This is a genomic window from Chloroflexota bacterium (assembly GCA_016219275.1).
In the GTDB taxonomy this organism is placed as follows: Bacteria; Chloroflexota; Anaerolineae; order UBA4142; family UBA4142; genus JACRBM01.
The window spans coordinates 19,748-39,487 of the sequence record JACRBM010000039.1; the positions used below are offsets into that span (position 1 = coordinate 19,748).

Here is a 19,740-nt window from a genome sequence, read left to right on the forward strand (position 1 = left end):
GCACGAAGTATTGACTCGTACGAAAATGGATTTCTCGGCGCGACGCGTCGCGCCTGGCACAAGGCAGATGGATTAGTCTGCCTTGTTTTGTTTTCTCGTTTTACGCGAGGGTGGTGGATGATGCAGAATGTAGAGCCAGTCCGTTCGACTCAATCCATAGCGCCTCTACGCAAACTACTTCGCCGCGCGCAGCACGCGACATTCTGGGAACGCAAACCGCTGGTTGGTCTCGTCTCCTATTTGCGCTGGGCAATTCCGATTGCCGTCTCTTTCGTCGGCATTGGATACGTACTGCTCGAAACGGTCGTGTTTCAAGGTCGCCAACTCGCGGAACCCTCGGTTCTTCGCACGGTGATCGTCATCGGGCTTGCCGGTCCCGTGTTGGTGTGGATCAGTTTGACCTGGGCGGCGAAAGCGGCGATGGCGGAAGCCCAGGCGCAAAAAGAACTTGCCTTGCGCAACCAAGAGACGCACCGCCGCGTCGCGCGTTTGCAGATTGCCAGCCAAATCGGACAACGGATGTCCGCCTTATTGGACTTGGACACACTGCTCGCCGAAGTGGTGCGCTTGCTCCGCGCGCGCTTCGGCTACTATCAAGTCCACATCCTCCTGACCAACGAAGCGCATAAGGAACTCGTCTTGCGCGAAGCCAGTGGACCGTACGCCGATCAAGTCAAAGCCCGCCACATGCGAACGCCGATTGATCAGACCAGCGTCGTTGGCTGGGTCGCGCAGACCGGCAAACCTCTGCTTTCTAATGATGTCCACCAAGAGCCGCGCAATCCTTCGGCGGAATTGCTCGCGAATACACTCGCGCAATTAGCCGTCCCGTTACGCGTCGGCAAACACATCATCGGCGTTTTGGACGCGCAAAGTGATCGGCTCAACGCATTTAGCAAAGAAGACGTCATCGTCCTGGAAATCCTGGGCAATCAACTAGGCATCGCCATCGAAAACGCGCGCCTGTTCCAGGAAACTAAGCGACGCTATGAAGCGATGATCGCGCTGCACGAGACTTCGCTCGACATGATCACCCAGTTGAATCGCGAAGAATTATTGCAAGCCCTGTTGCGCCGCGGGGTCCAACTCTTGAGCGCCGAGGCAAGTTCCTTGTTTCTCTACAACCCAGACGAGCAACTGATTTACAACGTCGCGAACTACAACACCACGCGCGATTGGACCGGGATTACCGTACGACCGGGCGAAGGAGCCATTGGACGAATCATCGAAACCGGTCAGCCGATTATCGTGGACAACTACGAAACCTGGGAGGGACGCTCGGAAATTTTTACCGGCGACAGCCAAAGTCGTTTGGTCGGCGTGCCATTGCGCTGGCGCGGACAAGTGATCGGCGGCATCCACGTCCTGAATTCGATGCCCGCGCGTCCCTTCGACCCAGACGACCTCTGGCTGCTCAGTTTGTTTGCCGATTTGGCGACGATTGCCGTCAAGAATGCCGACTTGCATACCCAGGTCAAAAATTTTAGCCAGGAATTAGAGCAAAAGGTCGCCGCACGCACGCGCGAATTATCGCAAGCCCAAGAAGAAATTCAGGCAAAGGCAGAACAATTGCGCTCGTTGCTCGCCAAAACGATTGATCTGCAGGAACACGAACGCGCGCGGATCGCGCGTGATATGCACGACGGCGTGGTACAACTTATCACTGCCGCGCGCCTGGAATTGCAAGCGGTCAAAGTCGTAAGCGGCTTGAATTTATCGCGGGCGGCGGAGGGTAAACTCAACGCCGCGCGACAGGTACTCGAAGAAGCCGAACTCGAAATCCGGCGCGCGATCTACGATTTGCACTCGCCCATCTTGGACGCGATGGGGCTAGTCCCCGCGCTCGAAAGACACATCAGTCGTTTCCACGAACTGACTGGCATTGCGTGTACGATTATCGTCAACGGCACACCACATCGCCTGCCAATGCACTCCGAGGTTGCCGTGTTCCGCCTGGTCGAAGAAGCGTTGAACAACGTCGCGGCACATTCCGGCGGCACACTTGCGACAATCACGATTGACTATGAACTCGCGTCCGTTTCGGTCGCCGTGCGCGACAACGGACGCGGTTTCGACTACCGCGAATGGTTCGTGAATCCCCACCACCATCACCTAGGACTATTCAGCATGCAAGAACGGGTCAACAACCTGGGGGGCGAAGTCGAACTATGGTCAGAACCGGAACAAGGCACGCGCGTACTGTTTCGTTTACCGATCCAACCGGTGGACGCGTGATGAGGCGGCGATGGATACCATTCGAATTTTGATCGTAGACGATCACCCGATGGTTCGGCGGGGCTTGAAAAGTTTGCTCTCATCGTACCCGGACCTTCAAATCGTCGGCGAAGCCGAGGATAGTACGACCGCATTACGCGCCGCCGTGGAACTTGAACCGGAAATTATTCTACTCGACATTCAACTACCTGGGTTAGATGGCGTCGAGGTTGCCAAGCAATTGCGTCACGCCGTTCCCGACTCTAAAATCATCGCGCTGACGGCGTACGACAATGAAGAGTACGTGCTCAATGCGTTGCGCGCCGGCGCGTACGCGTACTTGCTCAAACACACCTCGGACGAAACGGTCGTCGAAGCGGTGCGCTCGGTCCATCAAGGTAAGCGCTTGTTATCGCCCGCGTTAATGGATCAAGTGCTGCGTCAGTTCCAGACGCTCGCGCAATTGCAAGTTCAGCACGAAGCCGGATTATCCGCGCAAGAAATCAATGTGCTGTCGCTGGTCGCGCAAGGGGCGACGAATGAAGAAATCGCCGCCGAGACACATTGGAGCGAGCGAACGGTCAAACGCGAGATCGAAGAAATCATGTCCAAGTTGGGCGCACGCAATCGCGCGCAAGCGGTCGCCGAAGGGATTCGCCGCGGTTTGATTTAGGGGCGCATTTTTATTTAAAGTTTTTTTTAATAAATTATCGCGCCGGCAATTGTGCCGGCGTTTTTGTTTGTCCCTTTCGGGCGGAATTTTGTCCCTCTTGCCCCTACTGGGCGCGCGCGGTTCGCCGTATACTTGGCTTTAATCGGGCGACATTTTATTATTCAGATTGAGTATGAAAGGAGGCGACGACGCATCCTTCATCCTTGAGCCAGCGAAACCAGATTGGCTATTGAGTGGCATAACAAATCATGAGAAGGAGTTGCTATGGCTGACGAAGCTACTCCGGGAATGGAACCGGAAGAACAGGAAGAACAAACCACCGGCGGCGGGCAGATTACGCGTCGGCAATTTCTAGTGGGTGCCGGTGTGGGCGCCGTCGTCGGTGTGGCTGGCACTGCCGGCTTGCTTTCGTTTGCGCGCCCGACGACGGAAGCCAAGCCCGCCCCGGCGCAACCTGGGTCTGCGCCAGCGCCGCAGGTTGCCCAAGCGGTCTCCGATTTGCCGGCGACCATGCGCCGGGTCACGCTGGATATTGACAACAAAAAATACGATGTCACCACGGACGTCCGGATGAGTTTGTGGGAAGTGATGGTGTACCAACTTGGCTTGGCGTCCATCAACCTGGGTTGTGATCGCGCCCAATGCGGCGCATGCACTGTCGCGATTGATGGACGCGCCGTCAATGGCTGCACCGTCCTCGCGGCGCGTTTGGGACGCGGGCAAAAGATTTTGACCGTGGACGGTTTGAGCAAGGGCGCACAGCTCGATCAATTGCATCCCATCGCCAGAGCGTACCATCAAGAAGGCGGCTATCAGTGCGGTATTTGCACGCGCGGTTTCATCATGTCCACCTACACCTTGCTAACCAAAAATCCCAACCCCACCGAGGACGAAGTGCGCGAAGCCCTAGCGGGCAACATCTGCCGTTGCTCGGAATACCCCAAGATCTATACGTCCGTCTTTCGCGCCGCCGAAGAAATGCGGAAGAAGGCATAGAGGGAGGATAGGACAATGGCAAAACAAGTTGATGTTATTCGCGCCATTCAGGACGCCAAGTACGCGGACACGTTGACTTTAACAGAATGGCGTGAACTCACGGCAAGCCCTGAATGGGATCTGTTGTTGGGTGAAATGCGCGACGTGGTCGAACCCTTCATCCAAAAATACGCAGACAAACTCTCCGGTATGAACGGAAACGGGAGCGCGAACGCGACGCTCGCCGCCGGGGACCTGACTGTTCTTGGGAAACGCATTCCGCGCGTGCAAGGTCTGGGGATCATCACCGGCGTTGGACGTTACACGCAACACTACGCGCCCAAGAATGTGTTATTTATGAAGACACTCCGCAGTCCACATCCCCACGCCAAAGTGATGAAGGTGGACACGAGCAAGGCGGAGAAATTGCCCGGCGTCGTCACGATCTTGCATCGCGGCAACCTTCCCAAGGAATATCAGGACACGCGGTTGGGCGGTGGTCCGCCGAATCGTTTCTTATTCAACGAAGAAGTGTACGAGGTCGGCGCGCCGATCGCCTGTGTGGCGGCGGAATCCGATCACATCGCCGACGAAGCGATGCGGATGATCGAAGTGCAATACCAGGTATTGCCCGCCTCGTTGAACATGTTGGAAGCGATGAAAGCCAGCACGCCCAAGCAGTGGGATAACAAGTTCGACGGTACGATCATTGACATTCCCGCGGCTTTCAAACGCGGCGACCCAGCCAAGGGCATGAACGAAGCCGAAGTGGTCGTCGAGAATACGTCGTACCGCTCGGTTGAACAACACATGCCGTTGGAAATGACGACGTCGGTCGGCTGGTGGAACGACGGCAAGTACACGATGATCTACACCTGCCAGCACGCCCACGGCTCGCGCGACGGGTTGGCGCAGGCGCTCAAGCTGCCGCAGAACAAGGTGCGTGTGATCCAGCCCGGTTATGTCGGGTCTGGGTATGGTTATCGTTCCGGCATTGACCTGGCAGAAGTCCATGTCGCGATCCTGGCAAAGATTACCGGGCGCCCGGTGCGCGGGATGTACACGCGGTCGGAAGATTTCGTCACGCGGACGCATCGCCCGGAGAACTTGAACGAAATGAAACTGGGCGTCAAGCGCGATGGCACGATTGTCGCCGGACAATTCAAGGTCATTGCGAATGTAGGACCGCAACGCGCGAGCGCGGCGAGCGGCTCGTGGTACAACATGCAGCTGTTGTATAACATTCCGAATCTCCAAGCCGAGGGCGTGGACGTTTTCACGAACAAGTTCAAATCCGGTCCCTACCGTTGTGTGGGACATCCGAACGGCACGCTCGCGTTGGAAACGATCATGGATGTCGCCGCCTACAAAATCGGAATGGACCCCGTCCAATTCCGTTTGAAGAATCTGAACCTCAAGGGCAATCCGGAAAATCGGCGACCGTACAGCAATCCTGGGATTGCCACGTGCATTACCGAAGCGGCAAAGACGATTGGCTGGACGCAAAAATTCCACGCGCCCAAGGCAAAGCAGGTCCGTCCCGGCGTTTTTCACGGCATCGGGATGGCGGCAATGAACTGCAATCACGGCGCGGGCACGGCGAGCGCGAGCGGCATGTGCATCGTCACGAGCGACGGCTCGCTCCAAGCCATCTCTGCCAGCAACGATATCGGTCCGGGTCAGCGCACGCTCCAGGCGATGATCGCGGCAGAGACGGTCGGCATTCCGTTTGAACGAACGTCCATCTCTTTCGAAGTGGATACCGATTTCAGCTCCGATTGCGGCGGCACGAACGGCAGTCGCCAAACCAACACGGCGGGCTGGGGCATGTACGAAGCCGCGATGGATGCCAAGCGCCAGTTGATGGACTGGGGCGCGAAAAAATTCATTGACGACGCGAAAAAACTCACCCCACCCCAAACGCTCAATGTGAAACCGGAAGACCTGGATGTCCGCAACGGTGAGGTCATCTTCAAGAATGACCCGAGCAAAAAACTCCCGGTGCGCGATGTCGTGGCGTTCAGTACGGGTCCCGTCATCGGTCGCGGCGTGCATCTGCAAGACCCGACCTGGGAACGCGCAGCGTTCGCCGCGCACGCGGCGGAAGTCGAAGTGGACACGATGACCGGAACGATTCACGTCATCAAGTACGTCGCGGCGCATGACGTGGGCAAGGCGCTCAACCCGTTCGCGTTAGAGCAACAAATCGAAGGCGGCGTCATCATGGGACTGGGCGCGGCGCTTCAAGAGGAATTGCTGGTTGATGCGGCAACCGGTTTGCCGTTGAACGATAACATTCTCGACTACAAGGCGCTCTCGATCAAAGATGTTCCGCGCACGATTGACGTCGTGCTCGTCGAGACGATGAAAGAGTACGGCGTGTACGGCGCGCATGGTATTGGCGAGCCACCGATCAATCCGCCTTGCGCGGTCATCGCCAACGCGGTGTACAACGCGATTGGTGTTCGGGTGGATCGAATGCCCATCACGCGCGAAAAGATTCTAGCGGCGCTCAAGGCTGCCTAGGGGGAGAGGTAATATGAAATCCTTCGAGCTCCATGACGCAGCCACCGTGCAAGAGGCGGTCGCGTTGCTCAACAAGTTCGGACCGACCGCCAAGATCGTGGCAGGCGGGAGTGATTTGGTAACAGGCGTCATGAAAGACTGGGTTCACGGCAAAGGGATGCCCTATCCAGAAAAGTTGATTGATGTAACGACCATTCCGGAAATGGTCGGGATCAATATCGCTTCGACCGGAAATGCGACGATTGGCGCGGCGACGACACTCACCTCCATCGCAGAATCCAAAGAACTGGATCAGCGCTATCCCGTGTTCACGCAAGCAGTATCGAGTGTTGCCTCGCCATTGATTCGCAACTTTGGCACGCTGGGTGGCAACATCAACCAGCGACCGCGTTGCTGGTTTTTCCGCGGCGAGAATTTCGCCTGCTACAAAAAAGGCGGCGACTTTTGCTTCGCGGTGACGGGGGACAACCGGTATCACGCGATCATCGGCGGCGAGTTGTGCTACATCGTTCACCCATCCGATTCGGCAAGCGCCTTGCTGGCGCTCAATGCTTCAGCAACGATCGCCGGTCCCAGTGGGACGCGAACCGTCCAGTTCGATAACTACTTTACTGGACCGCGCGAAGACGTGTTGCGCGAAAACGTTCTCAAGCCGGATGAGTTGATGGTCAACGTCAGCATCCCACAACTAGCGCCCAACACCAAGACCGCGTGGTTCAAGTTGAAAGACCGCCAGGTGTACGACTTTGCGCTAGTCAGTGTGGCGGCAGTTATCACTCAGGAAAATGGCGTGTGGAAAGATGGTCGCATCGTCCTGGGTGGGGTTGCCCCGGTGCCTTATCGCGCCAAGGTCGTCGAGGAGGCGCTCGCCGGCAAGAACATCAAGGAGAACATCAAAGCCGCGGCGGCGGCGATCAAGACTGTCGCGCGACCGATGAGTTTGAATGCGTACAAAGTAGATATCACGATGGGCTTGATCGAGCAAGTTGTGCTGGGCGCGCTCGCGTAAGAGTTGGGGTAGTCCAGGCAAAACCTTGCGAAGGTTGTAAACCTTCGCAAGGTTTACATGCCGGGTTCCAAAACGGCTTTGGTCGCGCGCACGACCCAGCCATGAACGACGCCATTCGTCGCGATGTAACCACCCGTCGAGTGGAGCCAGGAGCCGCCTAGAATATCCGTGAGGACGCCGCCGCTTTCGCCGAGCACAACCGATGCTGCAGCGACATCCCATAGTTTCAGAGTCGTGTGATAATACGCGTGATAACGTCCGGCGGCGACGTAACACAGACCCAATGCCGGCGAACCCATCGCGTTCAAAGCAATCGCTTGCGTCGCGAGCAAGGTCGCAATATTCAAACTCTGTTGACGTTCTTGCATGTCACCGGGCAAATCGGTGCCGACAATCGCTTGATCGTACGCGCTCTCGCCTTCAGCGACGAGTTGAACCGTGATCGGCTTGTCATTCAACCGAGCGTACTTGCCTTGAATCGCGTGGAACATTTCGTCGGTGCAGGGATCGTAAACCACGCCGACGCGATAAACTCTTTCGTCGCGCAAGGCAATCGAAATTGCAAAATGGGGTACGCCCTGCGAAAAGTTCAGACTACCATCAATTGGGTCTACGATCCACAACGGATCGGCATCGGGCGGAACCGGCTCTTCACTCTCTTCAGCCAGGATGGCTTGGTCGGGAAAATCGGTCTGGAGGATGTCAACGATGCGTTGTTGAATGGGCAGGGCGCTCTCGACCAACAGATCGCGCGGTCCTTTCCACTGTTGCGAACCTGGGTTGCCCAGCGACGCGATGGCGAGTTGTCCGGCTTGACGCGCGGCGCGCATCGCGGTATCGAGCGCTCGAGAATAATCCATTGATCCTCCTATTCCGGAATCGAAGACCTTCCAGGTCTTCGAGACCTGGAAGATCTTGACTGTTACTCGAAGAATAATCTTTTTAGGATGGCTCGTCAAGTCGGTCAATCCTTTTCACATTTGGAGTCCACCATGTTCCGAATCACCCTCTTCTTACTACTGCTGGTGCTCGTGACGGCGTGTGCTAGCCCAGCGCCATTAGCGCCATCAGCCACAACTGCTCCCGCGGCAGTCACGTCTGCGCCCAGCGCGCCAGTTAAAAGTGCGTCCACTCCGCTCCCGCTCCCATCGCAACCGACGACACAACCACTCGCGGCACGCACTCCAATACCATTTGTTGCGCCCACCTTCGCACCGATCGTGTCTGCCCCGGTGAGCACCACTGCACCGACATCCGCTCCAACTGCCGCCGCAACGCGGGCGGCGACTACTGTGGCGACGGCAACCGCAACGCGGGCGGCAACCTCCGCGCCGACGACCGCGGCGCAACCGCCGGCGGGTCCAACCGCGCCGGGTGTAGCCACCGGCGTGCGTTCGGAAACCAAAATCGAGTTTGTCAACGCACTGACGACGGCAGAAGAAGTGGACGATTTGCGCTTGACGCTTTTACGGATTGCCGGCATTCTCGATGTTTCCGGCAACGAGAATGCGATCACCATTGTCTACGATGCTGGGTTGATTTTGCCAAACCAGATCAAAGCCCGACTCGCGAGCATGGGGCATCCTGCCAAGCCATAGAATTCCGAGAGTCCGGATTCAAGATGGTAGAAAAACAGATCGTCCCGCGCACTCTGCTCCGCGTTGTGTTTGGATATGCCGTTGAGTGTTTCCCCGGCGCGTTGATCCTGGGTTACCATCAACTCAAGCGGATGTTTGTGCGCGCAGGGTTCGTGGTCAAGGTGAGCATGTCGCCCTTGAGCGATCTGCCGCCCGATACGAATCTTCTGCTCGTTCCAACAGCACTCGCCGAAGAGGCGCGGCGCGGCGCGTTCGATTGTCAAATCGAGGTGCTTGAGGATTTTTTAAACGCACCTATCTACAGCACATTGATCCACCAACTTACCGAAAGCATCGAGTGGACTGCGCCCAAGATCGTCGGGCAAACAACGCCGAATGACGACGGCGAGATCGTCAATTATCGCGGTTACGAACGGGTTGAATAGACCGTTCGTCACATAAGGAGTTACTGTGCCTGCAGAGATTCAAGACTTGGCGCGCCGGCTGGAACAACAACTGACGGCGTACGAACACTTACACACGGACGAACTGAAAAGACTCCAAGACCAGATAGCGGCTTTTCAGCATTTACAGAACGACGAATTCCAGATGCTGCGGAACGAGTTATCGCAGTTGAAGCAAGCCCTCGGTGCAATCGAGGAGAGTGGGAAGCGGCTCTGGCTTGAACGAGAAGACACGCAAGTGATAAGCGGATAATCCTTCATGATCCTACGCCGTCTTTGCGCTTTCATTTTCTTGAGCTGTCTCGCCCTGTCGTTTTGGTACCTGCCCGTGGCTTTCGCGAGCGGTCCTGCGATTCTACAACTGACCGACGATCACGCCGCGGATGTCCGACCGGCGTGGAGTCCCGATAACAAGACGATCGCGTACCAATCGAACCGCGAGGGCGCGTACCACATTTACCTGGTCAACGCCGATGGCAGTAATCCGCGTGCGTTGACCAAAGGTTCTTCCGACGACCGCCATCCCATCTGGATGCCCGACGGCAAAGCCATTCTCTTCGATTCATTCGATGGATCGCGACGCGAAATTTGGATGGTCAATGTACTTGACGGCAACCTCAAGCAATTGACGAATTTTGGCGCGCTCGCCAGTTTTCCCGCGCCCAGTCCCGATGGGCAATGGATTTCTTTTTACGTTTTCAAGGATGAATCACTCGATTTGTGGATCGCGCGGAGGGATGGACGCGATGCCAAGCCGCTCACGCGCGAGCTGGCGAGTGCGCGCAACAATCAATGCACATTCGCGTGTCATTACGCCGCGTGGAATGCGGACAATCGTACCATCGCCTATTCCGCCGGCGAACTCGATACGATCTGGACGGTTGATCGCGAAGCCGGGTCGCCCAAGCGCGTCGTCGCGGACGGCGCGGACAATCACTTTCCCTGGTTTTTGCCGGATGGTCGGTTGGGATACGTTACCGAACACATCGAACCCGCCGCCGCGTGGACCGATGCCTGGGCGCTTGACTTGAAAACCGGTCAACGCACGCTATTGCAAAGTCGCATGTCCATGCAGGGACCGGTAGAATGGAACAACGACAACACCAAAGTGTTATTCCACTCGCCGCGTGGGGGAAACTTTGATATCTATTTGATTGATCTCGGCGTTTCGAACGGCGTCGAAGCGCTGCAGGGCAAACCAATTCCAAGTGATCGCATCCAAAAAGCGGCAACCCCGGCGAGTCCGGTTGCCACGTCGCCAGCGCCCACGCAACAAACCGACCTGGGGTTGTTGACCTGGGTATTCCTGGGAACGATCGGGGTGTTCACTGCGGGTTTGGTCTGGCGGATTCTTCGTCGCCAGTCACGGCGATAAATCGGACAGAGGCAATGATGCAGAAAACCAATCCGAATACGGAAGGCAATCCAAAGAAAGATTATTCGCGTCGCGAATTTATCGCGACGGCGGCAAGTGGCTTTGTCGCGATCAGTATGATCGGGATCAGCGGCGTCAATTTTTTCAAATCGGCAGTGACGCCAATTGAGCGCGAATCATCGGGAGTGATTTTTCCGGATCCCACCTTGTGCATCGGTTGTCTCACATGCGAAGTCGCGTGTAGTGACGCGCATCGCCAGGTTGGAATGTCAACCGTATCGCGCATTCGCATTTTCAACGAACCGAATGTCAAGCTAGACCCTGAGATTACCAAGAACTACCCAGGACGCGGCTCGTTCATTCAACAACCGTGTCTGCAATGCCCGGACTCGCCGTGCTTGCCGGTGTGCCCGGTCAACGCGTTACTGGTCGAGCCGAAAACCGGCGCGCGCGTCATTAACGAAAAAACGTGCATCGCTTGCGGGCGCTGCGCGGAAGCATGTCCCTTTCCAGTCCGCGCCGAAACCATCGCGACGAACGAACTGACGGTCGGGCAAAAGACGCGCATCACCTACGACCCCCAAAAGAACGTGTTCACCAAATGCGACCTGTGCTATTTCCGCGAGGAAGGACCGGCGTGCGTGCAAAAATGCCCGATCAACGTTCGCATCAAGCAAGGCATCGTCAAAAGCGATCATCTCTGCCTGAATCTGCCCAAGTCGGACAAGGCGCAGTTTTCCAAAATGAAAGAGCAGCAAACGGTAAACAAATCGTAGGGCAATTTTCCAAATTGCCAAATCGTATCCGCACTTGGCGAAGATATTGGAACCAGAGTGAGGAGAAATTGTCGTGAAACGGATTTTATCGGTGGGGGTTGCCGTAACGTTTGGCATTTTCGCGATGACATATGGAACTAGCTTCGCGCAGGGGAACGCGTCGAACGGTTTCCCGCCACAAACCGATTTGTACAACGATGCGGTATTACTCGCGCGGGTCTTGCCACTCATCGCCGCGTTAGGAATCGGGTTTGGCATTTGGCAAGCCAAAGCCAGTCTGCGCGAACCCAAATCCACACCGGGTTCTGCGACCGTGATTCGTCACGATCTCGGCGCGGTGATCGCGCATTGGACGAACGGAGTCGGTTTTATCATCGGCATGATTACCGGCTTGATCGTCTTGCGGTGGTTACCGCGCCCTGACGAAATGCGAATCATCTTTGCGATTCATTACATCGGGTCAGGTTTAGCCCTGTTTGGCGTCGCCGGTCACCTGACCCAAAATGCGATCACCGGCGGGATGGGCTTGTTGCCGCGTTCGTTCAAAGATTTTACTGACGGCATTACTGATTTGATGGAACAAGCCGGCATCTTTGGACCGAGCGGTGCGGTGTTCAGAATCAACCTGCCGCGTGTCATTCGCGATACGCTCAAGGAAACGGTGAATTCGTTTGGTTTCAAACAATCCAAACGCTTGGGCAAATATCTTCCCGCCGAAAAAGTTTTCTCGTACACGCCCTGGGCGATTATCATCGTCGCGATTGTCGTGACCGGCATCATCAAGTCGTTTCGCTACCTCTACCCGATTCCACCGGATTTTATCGCGCAGGTATCCGTCGTTCACGATTTCTTCGCCTACTGCGCGGTAGGAATGCTGGGCATTCACTTGATCGCCGTCCTACTCGTACCACATCACTGGCGCCTGCTCCTTTCGATGTTCACCACGCGCATCAGTCGCAAGTACGTGCAACAATTTCTTCCCTTGTGGGAAAAAGAATTGATCGCGCGCGAGCAAGCCAGTGCGACGACGACGCCAGAAACAAAGCATGTCGCCGAGCAACAACCGCAAAGCGCGGAGTGAGACAAGCAATCCGCCCCCGCCCTAACCCTCCCCTGTTCGGCGCAGTTTGCCGAACGGGGAGGGTCAGCGCGGGGGTTGCATCGCCGTTGACACGAATTCCATTTTGGTTTAAGGTACGCGCATGAACAACGTCTGGGATGCAGTGATTCACGCATTGGAGCGCGGCGAACGCGTCGCGCTGATTACCGCCGTGCGCTCCGTCGGCTCGACGCCGCGACACAGCGCCGCGCGGCTTGCCGTGTTCGCCGAACGCGAACCCGTCGGCTCGATTGGCGGCGGGACGATGGAACTGCAAGCGATTGCAGATTCTCACGACGCGCTTGTCGAACGCCGACCGCGTTTGGCGGAGTACAGCTTGACCGGGCGCGGCGAGGGCAACCTGGGAATGTGCGGCGGCACTCAAGAAATTTTCATTGATATTTTGGAACCCTCGCGCGAAACACTTGCTCAATTTCGCGCGACGCAATCCGCGTTGGAACACGGCGAACCCATCGTCTGCGCCACGCTGATCCGCGCTGAAAATGCAAACCTGGGATTAGGCACGCGCCAAGTTGTGCACGCGTCAGGTGAATCGGTTGGCTCGCTCGGCGACCCGCAACTCGATCAAGCCATCGCGCGCGAAGCAACGCGCGTGATCGCAGAACACTATCCCCAGCGACTCGGTTTCGACCCAGCGACCGGGACGGTCGCACGGTTAATGTCCACGCGCCGCGCGGCAATCGAAGTGTTTTTGGATTTGTTCGAGCCAGAAGCGCGTCTCGTCATCATTGGTGCGGGGCACATCGGGCAGGCGCTCGCCCAGGTTGGTAAATTCCTGCGTTGGCGCGTCGAGGTCGTGGACGACCGCGCCGATTTTCTCGCGCCCGAGCGTTTGCCCGGCGTGGATGCGACACACCTGGTCGCGTATGATCCTGCCACCGAAAACCTAGCGCCATTGAATTTGGAAATCACGCCGAACACCGCGGTCGTCGTCGCGACCTGGGGCTGGGACGAACCAGCGTTACGCCGGTTGGCGCATACGCCGATGCTGTACATCGGACTCGTCGCGAGTTTGCGTAAGGCGGCAATCATTTTCGAGGCATTGCGAAACGAGGGGATTGATTCCGCTTGGTTGAACACCGTGCGCGTGCCGGTCGGATTAGACCTGGGTGCGGAAAGCCCGGAAGAAATCGCACTCGCGATCATGGCAGAGATTCTCGCCGCCGCGCGCGGCAAAAGCGGACGACCACTGCGCGATGTTCAGCAAGAGCGGCTCGCGCTCTTGAGCGCACACCGACCAACGCGCGTGCCGGCAGAACTTGCGCGATGAAAAAACAATCGCGCGTCGCGGCAATCGTGCTCGCGGCGGGACTGGGCACACGCATGGGCGGACAGCCCAAACCCTTGTTGCCGTTTGGCGACCGCACGATCATCGAACACATCTTGAGCATTCTCGACGATTGCGACTTGGCGGAAAGCGTGATCGTAACCGGACATTATCACCAAGCCATCGAAGAATGTTTGTCTGGGATGCCGATCACGCTCGCGTTCAATCCTGATTATGCCAATGGCGAAATGCTCAACTCGTTGCAAGTTGGATTGCAAGCCGTGTCCGAGATGCCGGACGCCGCGCTGATTCTGCTCGGCGATCAACCCGCCCTCGAACCGGCGGTCGTACAAGCGGTCGTCGCCGCGTACGAGGATGGACTGGGAAGCATCGTGATGCCCAGTTTCCAAATGCGGCGCGGTCATCCCTTGCTGATCGAGCGAAAACACTGGGATGCCATCCTGGGATTGCGCGCGGGGCAAACGCTGCGCGATTTCATGCGCGCGGTGAATGCGGAGATTTACCACGTCGAGGTGAATACATCGTCCATCCTGCGCGATATGGATACGCCGGACGAGTATCAACGCGAATTAGCGGAGTACATCAACCGAATTAAAACGGGTCACGCGATAATCGCGTGACCCGTTCGTTTTACGCAGGATAATTGTTCACATGTCATTGCAAGCCCCGAAGGGGCGAAGCAATCTCCGGTTCGCGTGTTGGGGATTGCTTCGTCGCTGCGCTCCTCGCAATGACAGACAGAACCGAACAGTTTCTACCCAGGATTCGCAAGCAAGCCCGCTTTGAGCGCGCCCTCGCGATACGCCATCCCAAATAGATACGACCACATCAGCGTCATGTAAAAACTAATCGGCGCGGATACGAATGGGATGAGGCAACACAGGATGATCGTAAAGTAAAGAATCTGAAGCACCATCCCCAATCCAACCGCGATGGCAAGACCGATGAAAAACGCGATGATAAATCCACCCAGGTTCGCGCGCAGGATTTTCCAAACTTCACTGATCCGATAACCTGCACCAATCTCGCCTGTTCGCGCGTATTGTCCAACCGCAATGACCATCGGAAACATCAACAACAACATCAGCACCATCGCGATAGCAAAGAAGCCGAAAAACCCAGCATAGCCGGCCAAAATTCCCCACGGAAATCTCTGTGCCGCGTCGCGAGTCGCCGAAACGCGCGTGACAGCATCAGCAAAAATCATCACGAACATCGAGGAGTACGCACAGATCATCGCCAACATGCCGGGTAGCCAGTACCCAATCGCCGCGAGACCCGACTTGAATCCATCCACGAACAAGTCGCCGAAATTTTCCCACTTGGGCAACATTGGCGCTGCGCCACGCAACACCGCGCGCAGCATAATCAAACAGTAACCGTAAATCGCGAAATAAGCCAAGATACCAACCAGCGGCACAAACCTCGCCGCCAACGCGATCGCACTACCGATCAAGAACTTGGATTTCCAATCCGGATCTTTGAACGCCCATACTAGAGTTTCTTGCGTAATCGGCGGCACCGTGTCCTCCCCGTTTAGATTTATTTATGGTTGTTCTCTTTTTGCGATTCCAATCCGCGTTCGCGCAAACGTTCGACGAGCGTCCGATAAAAATAGGTGCGCGGTTGAAAACGCGCGAACCGGGCGACGTTCGCGCTTGCCTGCACGCGCACCTCATCTGCATCTAGCAACTCGACATCGGTTTGTCCATCCACTGTCAGAATCGCGTGATGATCGGTTTGCAAACGAAACACGACGTGCGACCCGACCGGCAATACGAGCGAACGCACCTGGCTCAGGTACGGCGCAATCGGGACGAGCACGAGCGTTTTAACTTCGGGCGCGAGAATGGGACCGCCTGCCGCGAACACGTACGCAGTCGAGCCGGTCGCAGTCGCGACAATCGCGCCGTCGGCGACAAAGGTCGTCAGGTAATCCCCGTCAATGAACGTCGCGAGCCGCACCACGCGCGCGAGGTTGCCGCGTCCGACGACGACATCGTTCAGCGCCTCGAACGCGCCGAGCGATTTCTCGCCGCGCCGCAATTCGGCGTGTAGCATCATGCGTTCTTCGATCCAGTATGCGCCACCCACGACCGCGCGCGCGTCGAACTCGGCTGGCATCCACTCGGAGAGAAAACCGACGCGCCCCATGTTGATTCCCAGGATCGGCACGCGCACCGGCGCGCACATGCGCGCGGCGCGCAAGATCGTGCCATCGCCGCCCAGCGTAATCGTGAGATCGCACGCTCCAACCTGTTGTCGGACCGCCGCTTCGTCCCATGCTGACACCAGGGTTGTGTGCGCGCCGAGTTGGTCGAGTGCCGTTGCCCAGTCCTGGGCGAGAATCAACGAACGGGGAATTTTAGGATGATGGAGGAGGAGAATTCGATTCATCGGCTTGGATTATACCACAAAACGATTTTTCGCTGCATTCCAATTTGTGTTATAATCGCGTCAACGGATTCACACGAGGAGGCGCAATGCAATACCAATTGACTGCACCACCGACGACCGAAGTTCACAGCGAGAACATTATTTATTTGTTCGTGCGCGACGCGAACGGCGCGGGTGTGTCAGGCGCGCGCATCAAGGTGTGGGGCGGACCGCCGCCGAACGGACAGCCGCCGTATTTTATGGACGATGTGCCCTTCCGCGCCACGTCCGCGTCCGGCAGACTGGAGTACGCGACGTTCAACGGCGCGATGCCGGACTCGCGCGATTACTGGATGCAAGTGATTGACGCGAGCGGCGCGCCGCTGAGCGACCCCGTGCAATTTCATTTTTTCAAAGGGGGCGCGATTTGGATCACCGCCGTGTTGCAATCCACCACGGGCGGTGGATCGTCAGGGGGAAACATGCCACCAATCAATTTGGAATGGGATCCGCGTCTCGGCAAATTGAATATCACATTCCAGGAAGCCACTGTTGCGGACGGACAGCCGTACTGGAAATTAATTCGCGCGTGGTATTTGCCGGAAGGCAACGGACCGGGCGAAGCCCAGGGTCGCGTGAACATGTACTACACCGTGCTCAACGAGACCGGTCAGCCGGTCGTCGGACAACGCGTGTGGCAAGAGTGGCCCGGCGATCACGCGGTGAAACTCACCGGCGACGGCGGCATCACCGATTTCAATATGAGCGGCGATTCGAGTTTTGCGCCGGATCGCGGCGAGCATGGACCGTACACCGGCTTGGTGGACGGCTTGCCAAGTGATCGCGTGAACGGGATGGGCTTGCCGTTGCGACGGCATGTGTGCTTTGAGCTGACGTGGCGCAAAGCGATCAAGGGCAACAATCCGGCGGCGAACAGTTCGATCACCGGCAAAATCACGAACGCGCCGGCAAGTACGCAGATCACCTTGAGTTCGAGCACGCTGACCAAAACAGTTTTGCCCGACCACACCGGGGCGTACGGATTCACGCAGTTGCCGGCGGGAACGTACAGCATCGCGCTCACCGGCGCGGGCGTCATCAAATCCGATATTGCACTCGACGGCACGAACAGCGCACAGGTGGATTACGCATTCCCAGTTCAAACACTCGACAAGGCGATCATCGCGCGCGCGCAACAATTCACTTGGATGCCGATCAACGATCAAGCCGCGCTCTACAAATTTGCGCAAGACAACAAACTCGGCTATCCGCAGACCGATGAATTCGATCTCACGTTCAACGGCGAAGCGTACATCATCCAGGTGTACAATCTTGGGATCGTCTATGTGAAAAAAGGGGACTGGGGCAACCTCAAGTGGCTCAAAAAACCGTAGAGCAAATTTCTAAATTTGCTCTACTCGCGTTGATTCTTATCGCGACCACGTTGCGATTCTACCGCCTCGCCGCTCTAGATATTTGGGGCGACGAGGCGTTTAGTATTTTTCTCAGCCAACAGCCATTGCCCTTCGTCGTTGCCGGGGGCGCGGACACGCATCCACCGCTGTATCCATTATTGTTGTGGACCTGGCTTCCACTTGTTGGCTCGCACGCGTTTGCAACGCGCGCGCTCGCCGCGCTCGTCGGCATACTCGCGGTGCCGCTGATCTTTGTGCTCGGCAAACGCGTTGCCGATACGCGCGTCGCCTTCATCGCCGCGATCCTCACGACTGCCTCACCCTTGCTGATCTATTACAGCCAAGAGACGCGAATGTACGAACAGGTCGCGGTGCTCTCGCTCGCGTCCGCGTATTTCTGCCTCACCCTTTTTAGCCACGCCCTTAAGGGCGTGGCTAAAAAGGGTGAGGCGGGCTTCCTCCTCTCCACCCTCCTCGCCATGTACACGCACTATTCCGCGTTCTTCGTCTGGGTCGCGGAAAATATTTTTGTCGCCTTGCTCGCGTTCCGCCAGTGGTTGTCATTTCGAGCGAACGCGAGAAATCTCGACGTGGGCAAACCAGATTTCTCGTCGCGTAAAACGCTCCTCGAAATGACCGGACTGAAACGTTGGGCAATTCTCCAACTTGTCCTCATCGTCGCGTACATTCCCTGGGTCTTGGTGCAGACTTCGTTTCTGCGCGGTAAAGCGAGCGCGCGCTTTGACGAATGGTCGTGGCGCGGCATCGAAATGATTTTCGGCAAAACGTTTCTCGCGTTCAGCGCGAGCGTGACACTCGATTTTCCTCTGCCGCAAATGATCGCGGTGTTGTTTCTGCTCTTCGCGATAGTTGGCGCGGTGATCGCCGCGCGTCAACGCGATTCGTCACAGTGGTTCGCGCCCCTGTACTGGATCGTCCCGGTCGTCATCGCGTTCGTCGTCAATCCAATCATGCCGTTCTTTTTCGAGCGATACGTGCTCGTCGCGCTGCCGGGTTTTTATCTCACGGTCGCGCTAGGCATCGCGTTTGTTGCGCGCCGCGTGCCGATCACGGCTGTCGTCATCGTCGGCGTGATGACGTTCGCGAGCGGATTCGCGTTGTGGAATTTTTATTTCAACGACGCGTACGCCAAAGGGATGTACGGTCGAATGATGACGTACGTATCGCAACACGCGCAGCCGGGCGACGCGTTGATTCTAAACAACCCGCTCCAAAAACCGCTCTACGATTATTACGCGCCGCGCGAGGTGCCCGCGTTCTATTTGCCGGACGGCGCGCCGCTCGAAGACCCTGCCACACGCGCGCAACTCGCGACGATTGCGCGCGATCACGCGCGCGTGTGGCTCGTGATGTTCGGCAATCCCGCCGAGTACGATCCGACCGGCTATCTCGAACGCTGGCTCGGCGCGAACGCGTTTCGCAGTTATTCGCGCGGATTTGTGGACGCGAGTTTGTCGCTGTACGAAATGCCGCGCGCGGCGACGGCGATTCAACGCGCGACGCGCGCGAGACTGGGCGACCACATCGAGCTGGTCGGCTATGCGCTGAATCGCGAATCATTCGCGCCGGGCGAAACGGTGTTGCTGACGTTACGCTGGCAAACGACCGCGCCGATTTCGCAACGTTACAAAGTGTTTACGCATTTGCTCGGCGCGCTGAACCCGGCGACGCAATCGCCGGTGTGGGCGCAGATGGATAGCGAGCCAGTCGGCGGCTCGCGCGCGACAACCGCGTGGCAAACCGGCGAGACGATTGAAGATCGGTACGGCTTGGCGATTCCTGCCGATGCTCCACCCGGCGAGTACGGAATCGAAATTGGAATGTACGATCCGGCAACACTCGCGCGTGTGCCTGTGTTCGATGCCCAAGGCGCACGCGTCGCAGACGACCACATTCTTCTTAGCACCGTGCGCGTGAGCGCGCGGTAGAAA

At 57.2% G+C, this 19,740-nt stretch carries 18 protein-coding genes; 15 read left to right on the top strand and 3 right to left on the bottom strand.

Annotation, left to right across the window (positions count from 1 at the left end; all coding sequences use genetic code 11):
* The first annotated feature begins 117 nt into the window (after nucleotides 1-117).
* The 5 genes from HY868_08760 (at nucleotide 118) to HY868_08780 (ending at nucleotide 7,397) form a co-directional block, all read left to right on the top strand.
* Nucleotides 118-2,235: a GAF domain-containing sensor histidine kinase gene (locus HY868_08760; protein ID MBI5302214.1), complete on the top strand. Its 2,118-nt coding sequence runs from the start codon at nucleotides 118-120 to the stop codon at nucleotides 2,233-2,235.
* 10 nt (nucleotides 2,236-2,245) lie between these two features.
* The gene (locus tag HY868_08765; GenBank protein ID MBI5302215.1) at nucleotides 2,246-2,887 is read left to right on the top strand and encodes a response regulator transcription factor; all 642 of its coding nucleotides are present in this window, start codon (nucleotides 2,246-2,248) and stop codon (nucleotides 2,885-2,887) included.
* Nucleotides 2,888-3,151: 264 nt separating this feature from the next.
* Nucleotides 3,152-3,883, top strand: coding sequence for a (2Fe-2S)-binding protein (locus HY868_08770; protein MBI5302216.1), 732 nt, complete (start codon nucleotides 3,152-3,154; stop codon nucleotides 3,881-3,883).
* 15 nt (nucleotides 3,884-3,898) lie between these two features.
* Entirely contained in the window at nucleotides 3,899-6,388 is a 2,490-nt protein-coding gene (locus tag HY868_08775) for a xanthine dehydrogenase family protein molybdopterin-binding subunit (protein ID MBI5302217.1), read from the top strand.
* A gap of 13 nt (nucleotides 6,389-6,401) precedes the next feature.
* Nucleotides 6,402-7,397, top strand: a complete 996-nt coding sequence (locus HY868_08780) for an FAD binding domain-containing protein (protein MBI5302218.1) — start codon at nucleotides 6,402-6,404, stop codon at nucleotides 7,395-7,397.
* A gap of 53 nt (nucleotides 7,398-7,450) precedes the next feature.
* Here the strand turns inward: HY868_08780 and HY868_08785 are convergent, their stop codons facing one another.
* Nucleotides 7,451-8,257 (bottom strand): inositol monophosphatase, encoded by an 807-nt coding sequence (locus HY868_08785; protein ID MBI5302219.1) that lies wholly within the window; start codon nucleotides 8,255-8,257, stop codon nucleotides 7,451-7,453.
* Between the two features lie 132 nt (nucleotides 8,258-8,389).
* Here HY868_08785 and HY868_08790 point away from each other — a divergent pair, with 132 nt between their 5' ends.
* The 8 genes from HY868_08790 to HY868_08825 all read left to right on the top strand — a co-directional run bounded on the left by HY868_08790 (nucleotide 8,390) and on the right by HY868_08825 (nucleotide 14,617).
* Complete coding sequence (locus tag HY868_08790; protein MBI5302220.1) at nucleotides 8,390-8,995, top strand: hypothetical protein; 606 nt, start codon at nucleotides 8,390-8,392, stop codon at nucleotides 8,993-8,995.
* A 23-nt stretch (nucleotides 8,996-9,018) separates the two neighbouring features.
* Nucleotides 9,019-9,420 (top strand): hypothetical protein, encoded by a 402-nt coding sequence (locus HY868_08795; protein ID MBI5302221.1) that lies wholly within the window; start codon nucleotides 9,019-9,021, stop codon nucleotides 9,418-9,420.
* 25 nt (nucleotides 9,421-9,445) lie between these two features.
* Nucleotides 9,446-9,691, top strand: coding sequence for a hypothetical protein (locus HY868_08800; protein MBI5302222.1), 246 nt, complete (start codon nucleotides 9,446-9,448; stop codon nucleotides 9,689-9,691).
* A gap of 75 nt (nucleotides 9,692-9,766) precedes the next feature.
* Entirely contained in the window at nucleotides 9,767-10,813 is a 1,047-nt protein-coding gene (locus HY868_08805; GenBank protein ID MBI5302223.1) for a PD40 domain-containing protein, read from the top strand.
* A 17-nt stretch (nucleotides 10,814-10,830) separates the two neighbouring features.
* Complete coding sequence (locus HY868_08810; protein ID MBI5302224.1) at nucleotides 10,831-11,589, top strand: 4Fe-4S dicluster domain-containing protein; 759 nt, start codon at nucleotides 10,831-10,833, stop codon at nucleotides 11,587-11,589.
* Between the two features lie 73 nt (nucleotides 11,590-11,662).
* Complete coding sequence (locus tag HY868_08815; protein ID MBI5302225.1) at nucleotides 11,663-12,670, top strand: cytochrome b/b6 domain-containing protein; 1,008 nt, start codon at nucleotides 11,663-11,665, stop codon at nucleotides 12,668-12,670.
* A 121-nt stretch (nucleotides 12,671-12,791) separates the two neighbouring features.
* On the top strand, nucleotides 12,792-13,979 hold the full coding sequence (locus HY868_08820) for an XdhC family protein (GenBank protein ID MBI5302226.1): 1,188 nt from the start codon (nucleotides 12,792-12,794) through the stop codon (nucleotides 13,977-13,979).
* Complete coding sequence (locus tag HY868_08825; GenBank protein ID MBI5302227.1) at nucleotides 13,976-14,617, top strand: nucleotidyltransferase family protein; 642 nt, start codon at nucleotides 13,976-13,978, stop codon at nucleotides 14,615-14,617. Before HY868_08820 ends, HY868_08825 begins: the two co-directional genes overlap by 4 nt.
* Before the next feature lie 134 nt (nucleotides 14,618-14,751).
* Here the strand turns inward: HY868_08825 and HY868_08830 are convergent, their stop codons facing one another.
* Both HY868_08830 and HY868_08835 read right to left on the bottom strand, forming a co-directional pair.
* Nucleotides 14,752-15,519: a DUF4013 domain-containing protein gene (locus HY868_08830; protein ID MBI5302228.1), complete on the bottom strand. Its 768-nt coding sequence runs from the start codon at nucleotides 15,517-15,519 to the stop codon at nucleotides 14,752-14,754.
* A gap of 20 nt (nucleotides 15,520-15,539) precedes the next feature.
* Nucleotides 15,540-16,394, bottom strand: coding sequence for an NAD(+)/NADH kinase (locus HY868_08835; protein ID MBI5302229.1), 855 nt, complete (start codon nucleotides 16,392-16,394; stop codon nucleotides 15,540-15,542).
* 86 nt (nucleotides 16,395-16,480) lie between these two features.
* Here HY868_08835 and HY868_08840 point away from each other — a divergent pair, with 86 nt between their 5' ends.
* Nucleotides 16,481-17,767, top strand: a complete 1,287-nt coding sequence (locus HY868_08840; GenBank protein MBI5302230.1) for a carboxypeptidase regulatory-like domain-containing protein — start codon at nucleotides 16,481-16,483, stop codon at nucleotides 17,765-17,767.
* Nucleotides 17,749-19,737, top strand: coding sequence for a glycosyltransferase family 39 protein (locus tag HY868_08845; GenBank protein MBI5302231.1), 1,989 nt, complete (start codon nucleotides 17,749-17,751; stop codon nucleotides 19,735-19,737). The genes HY868_08840 and HY868_08845 overlap by 19 nt, the downstream gene beginning before the upstream one ends.
* Nucleotides 19,738-19,740: the final 3 nt, after the last annotated feature.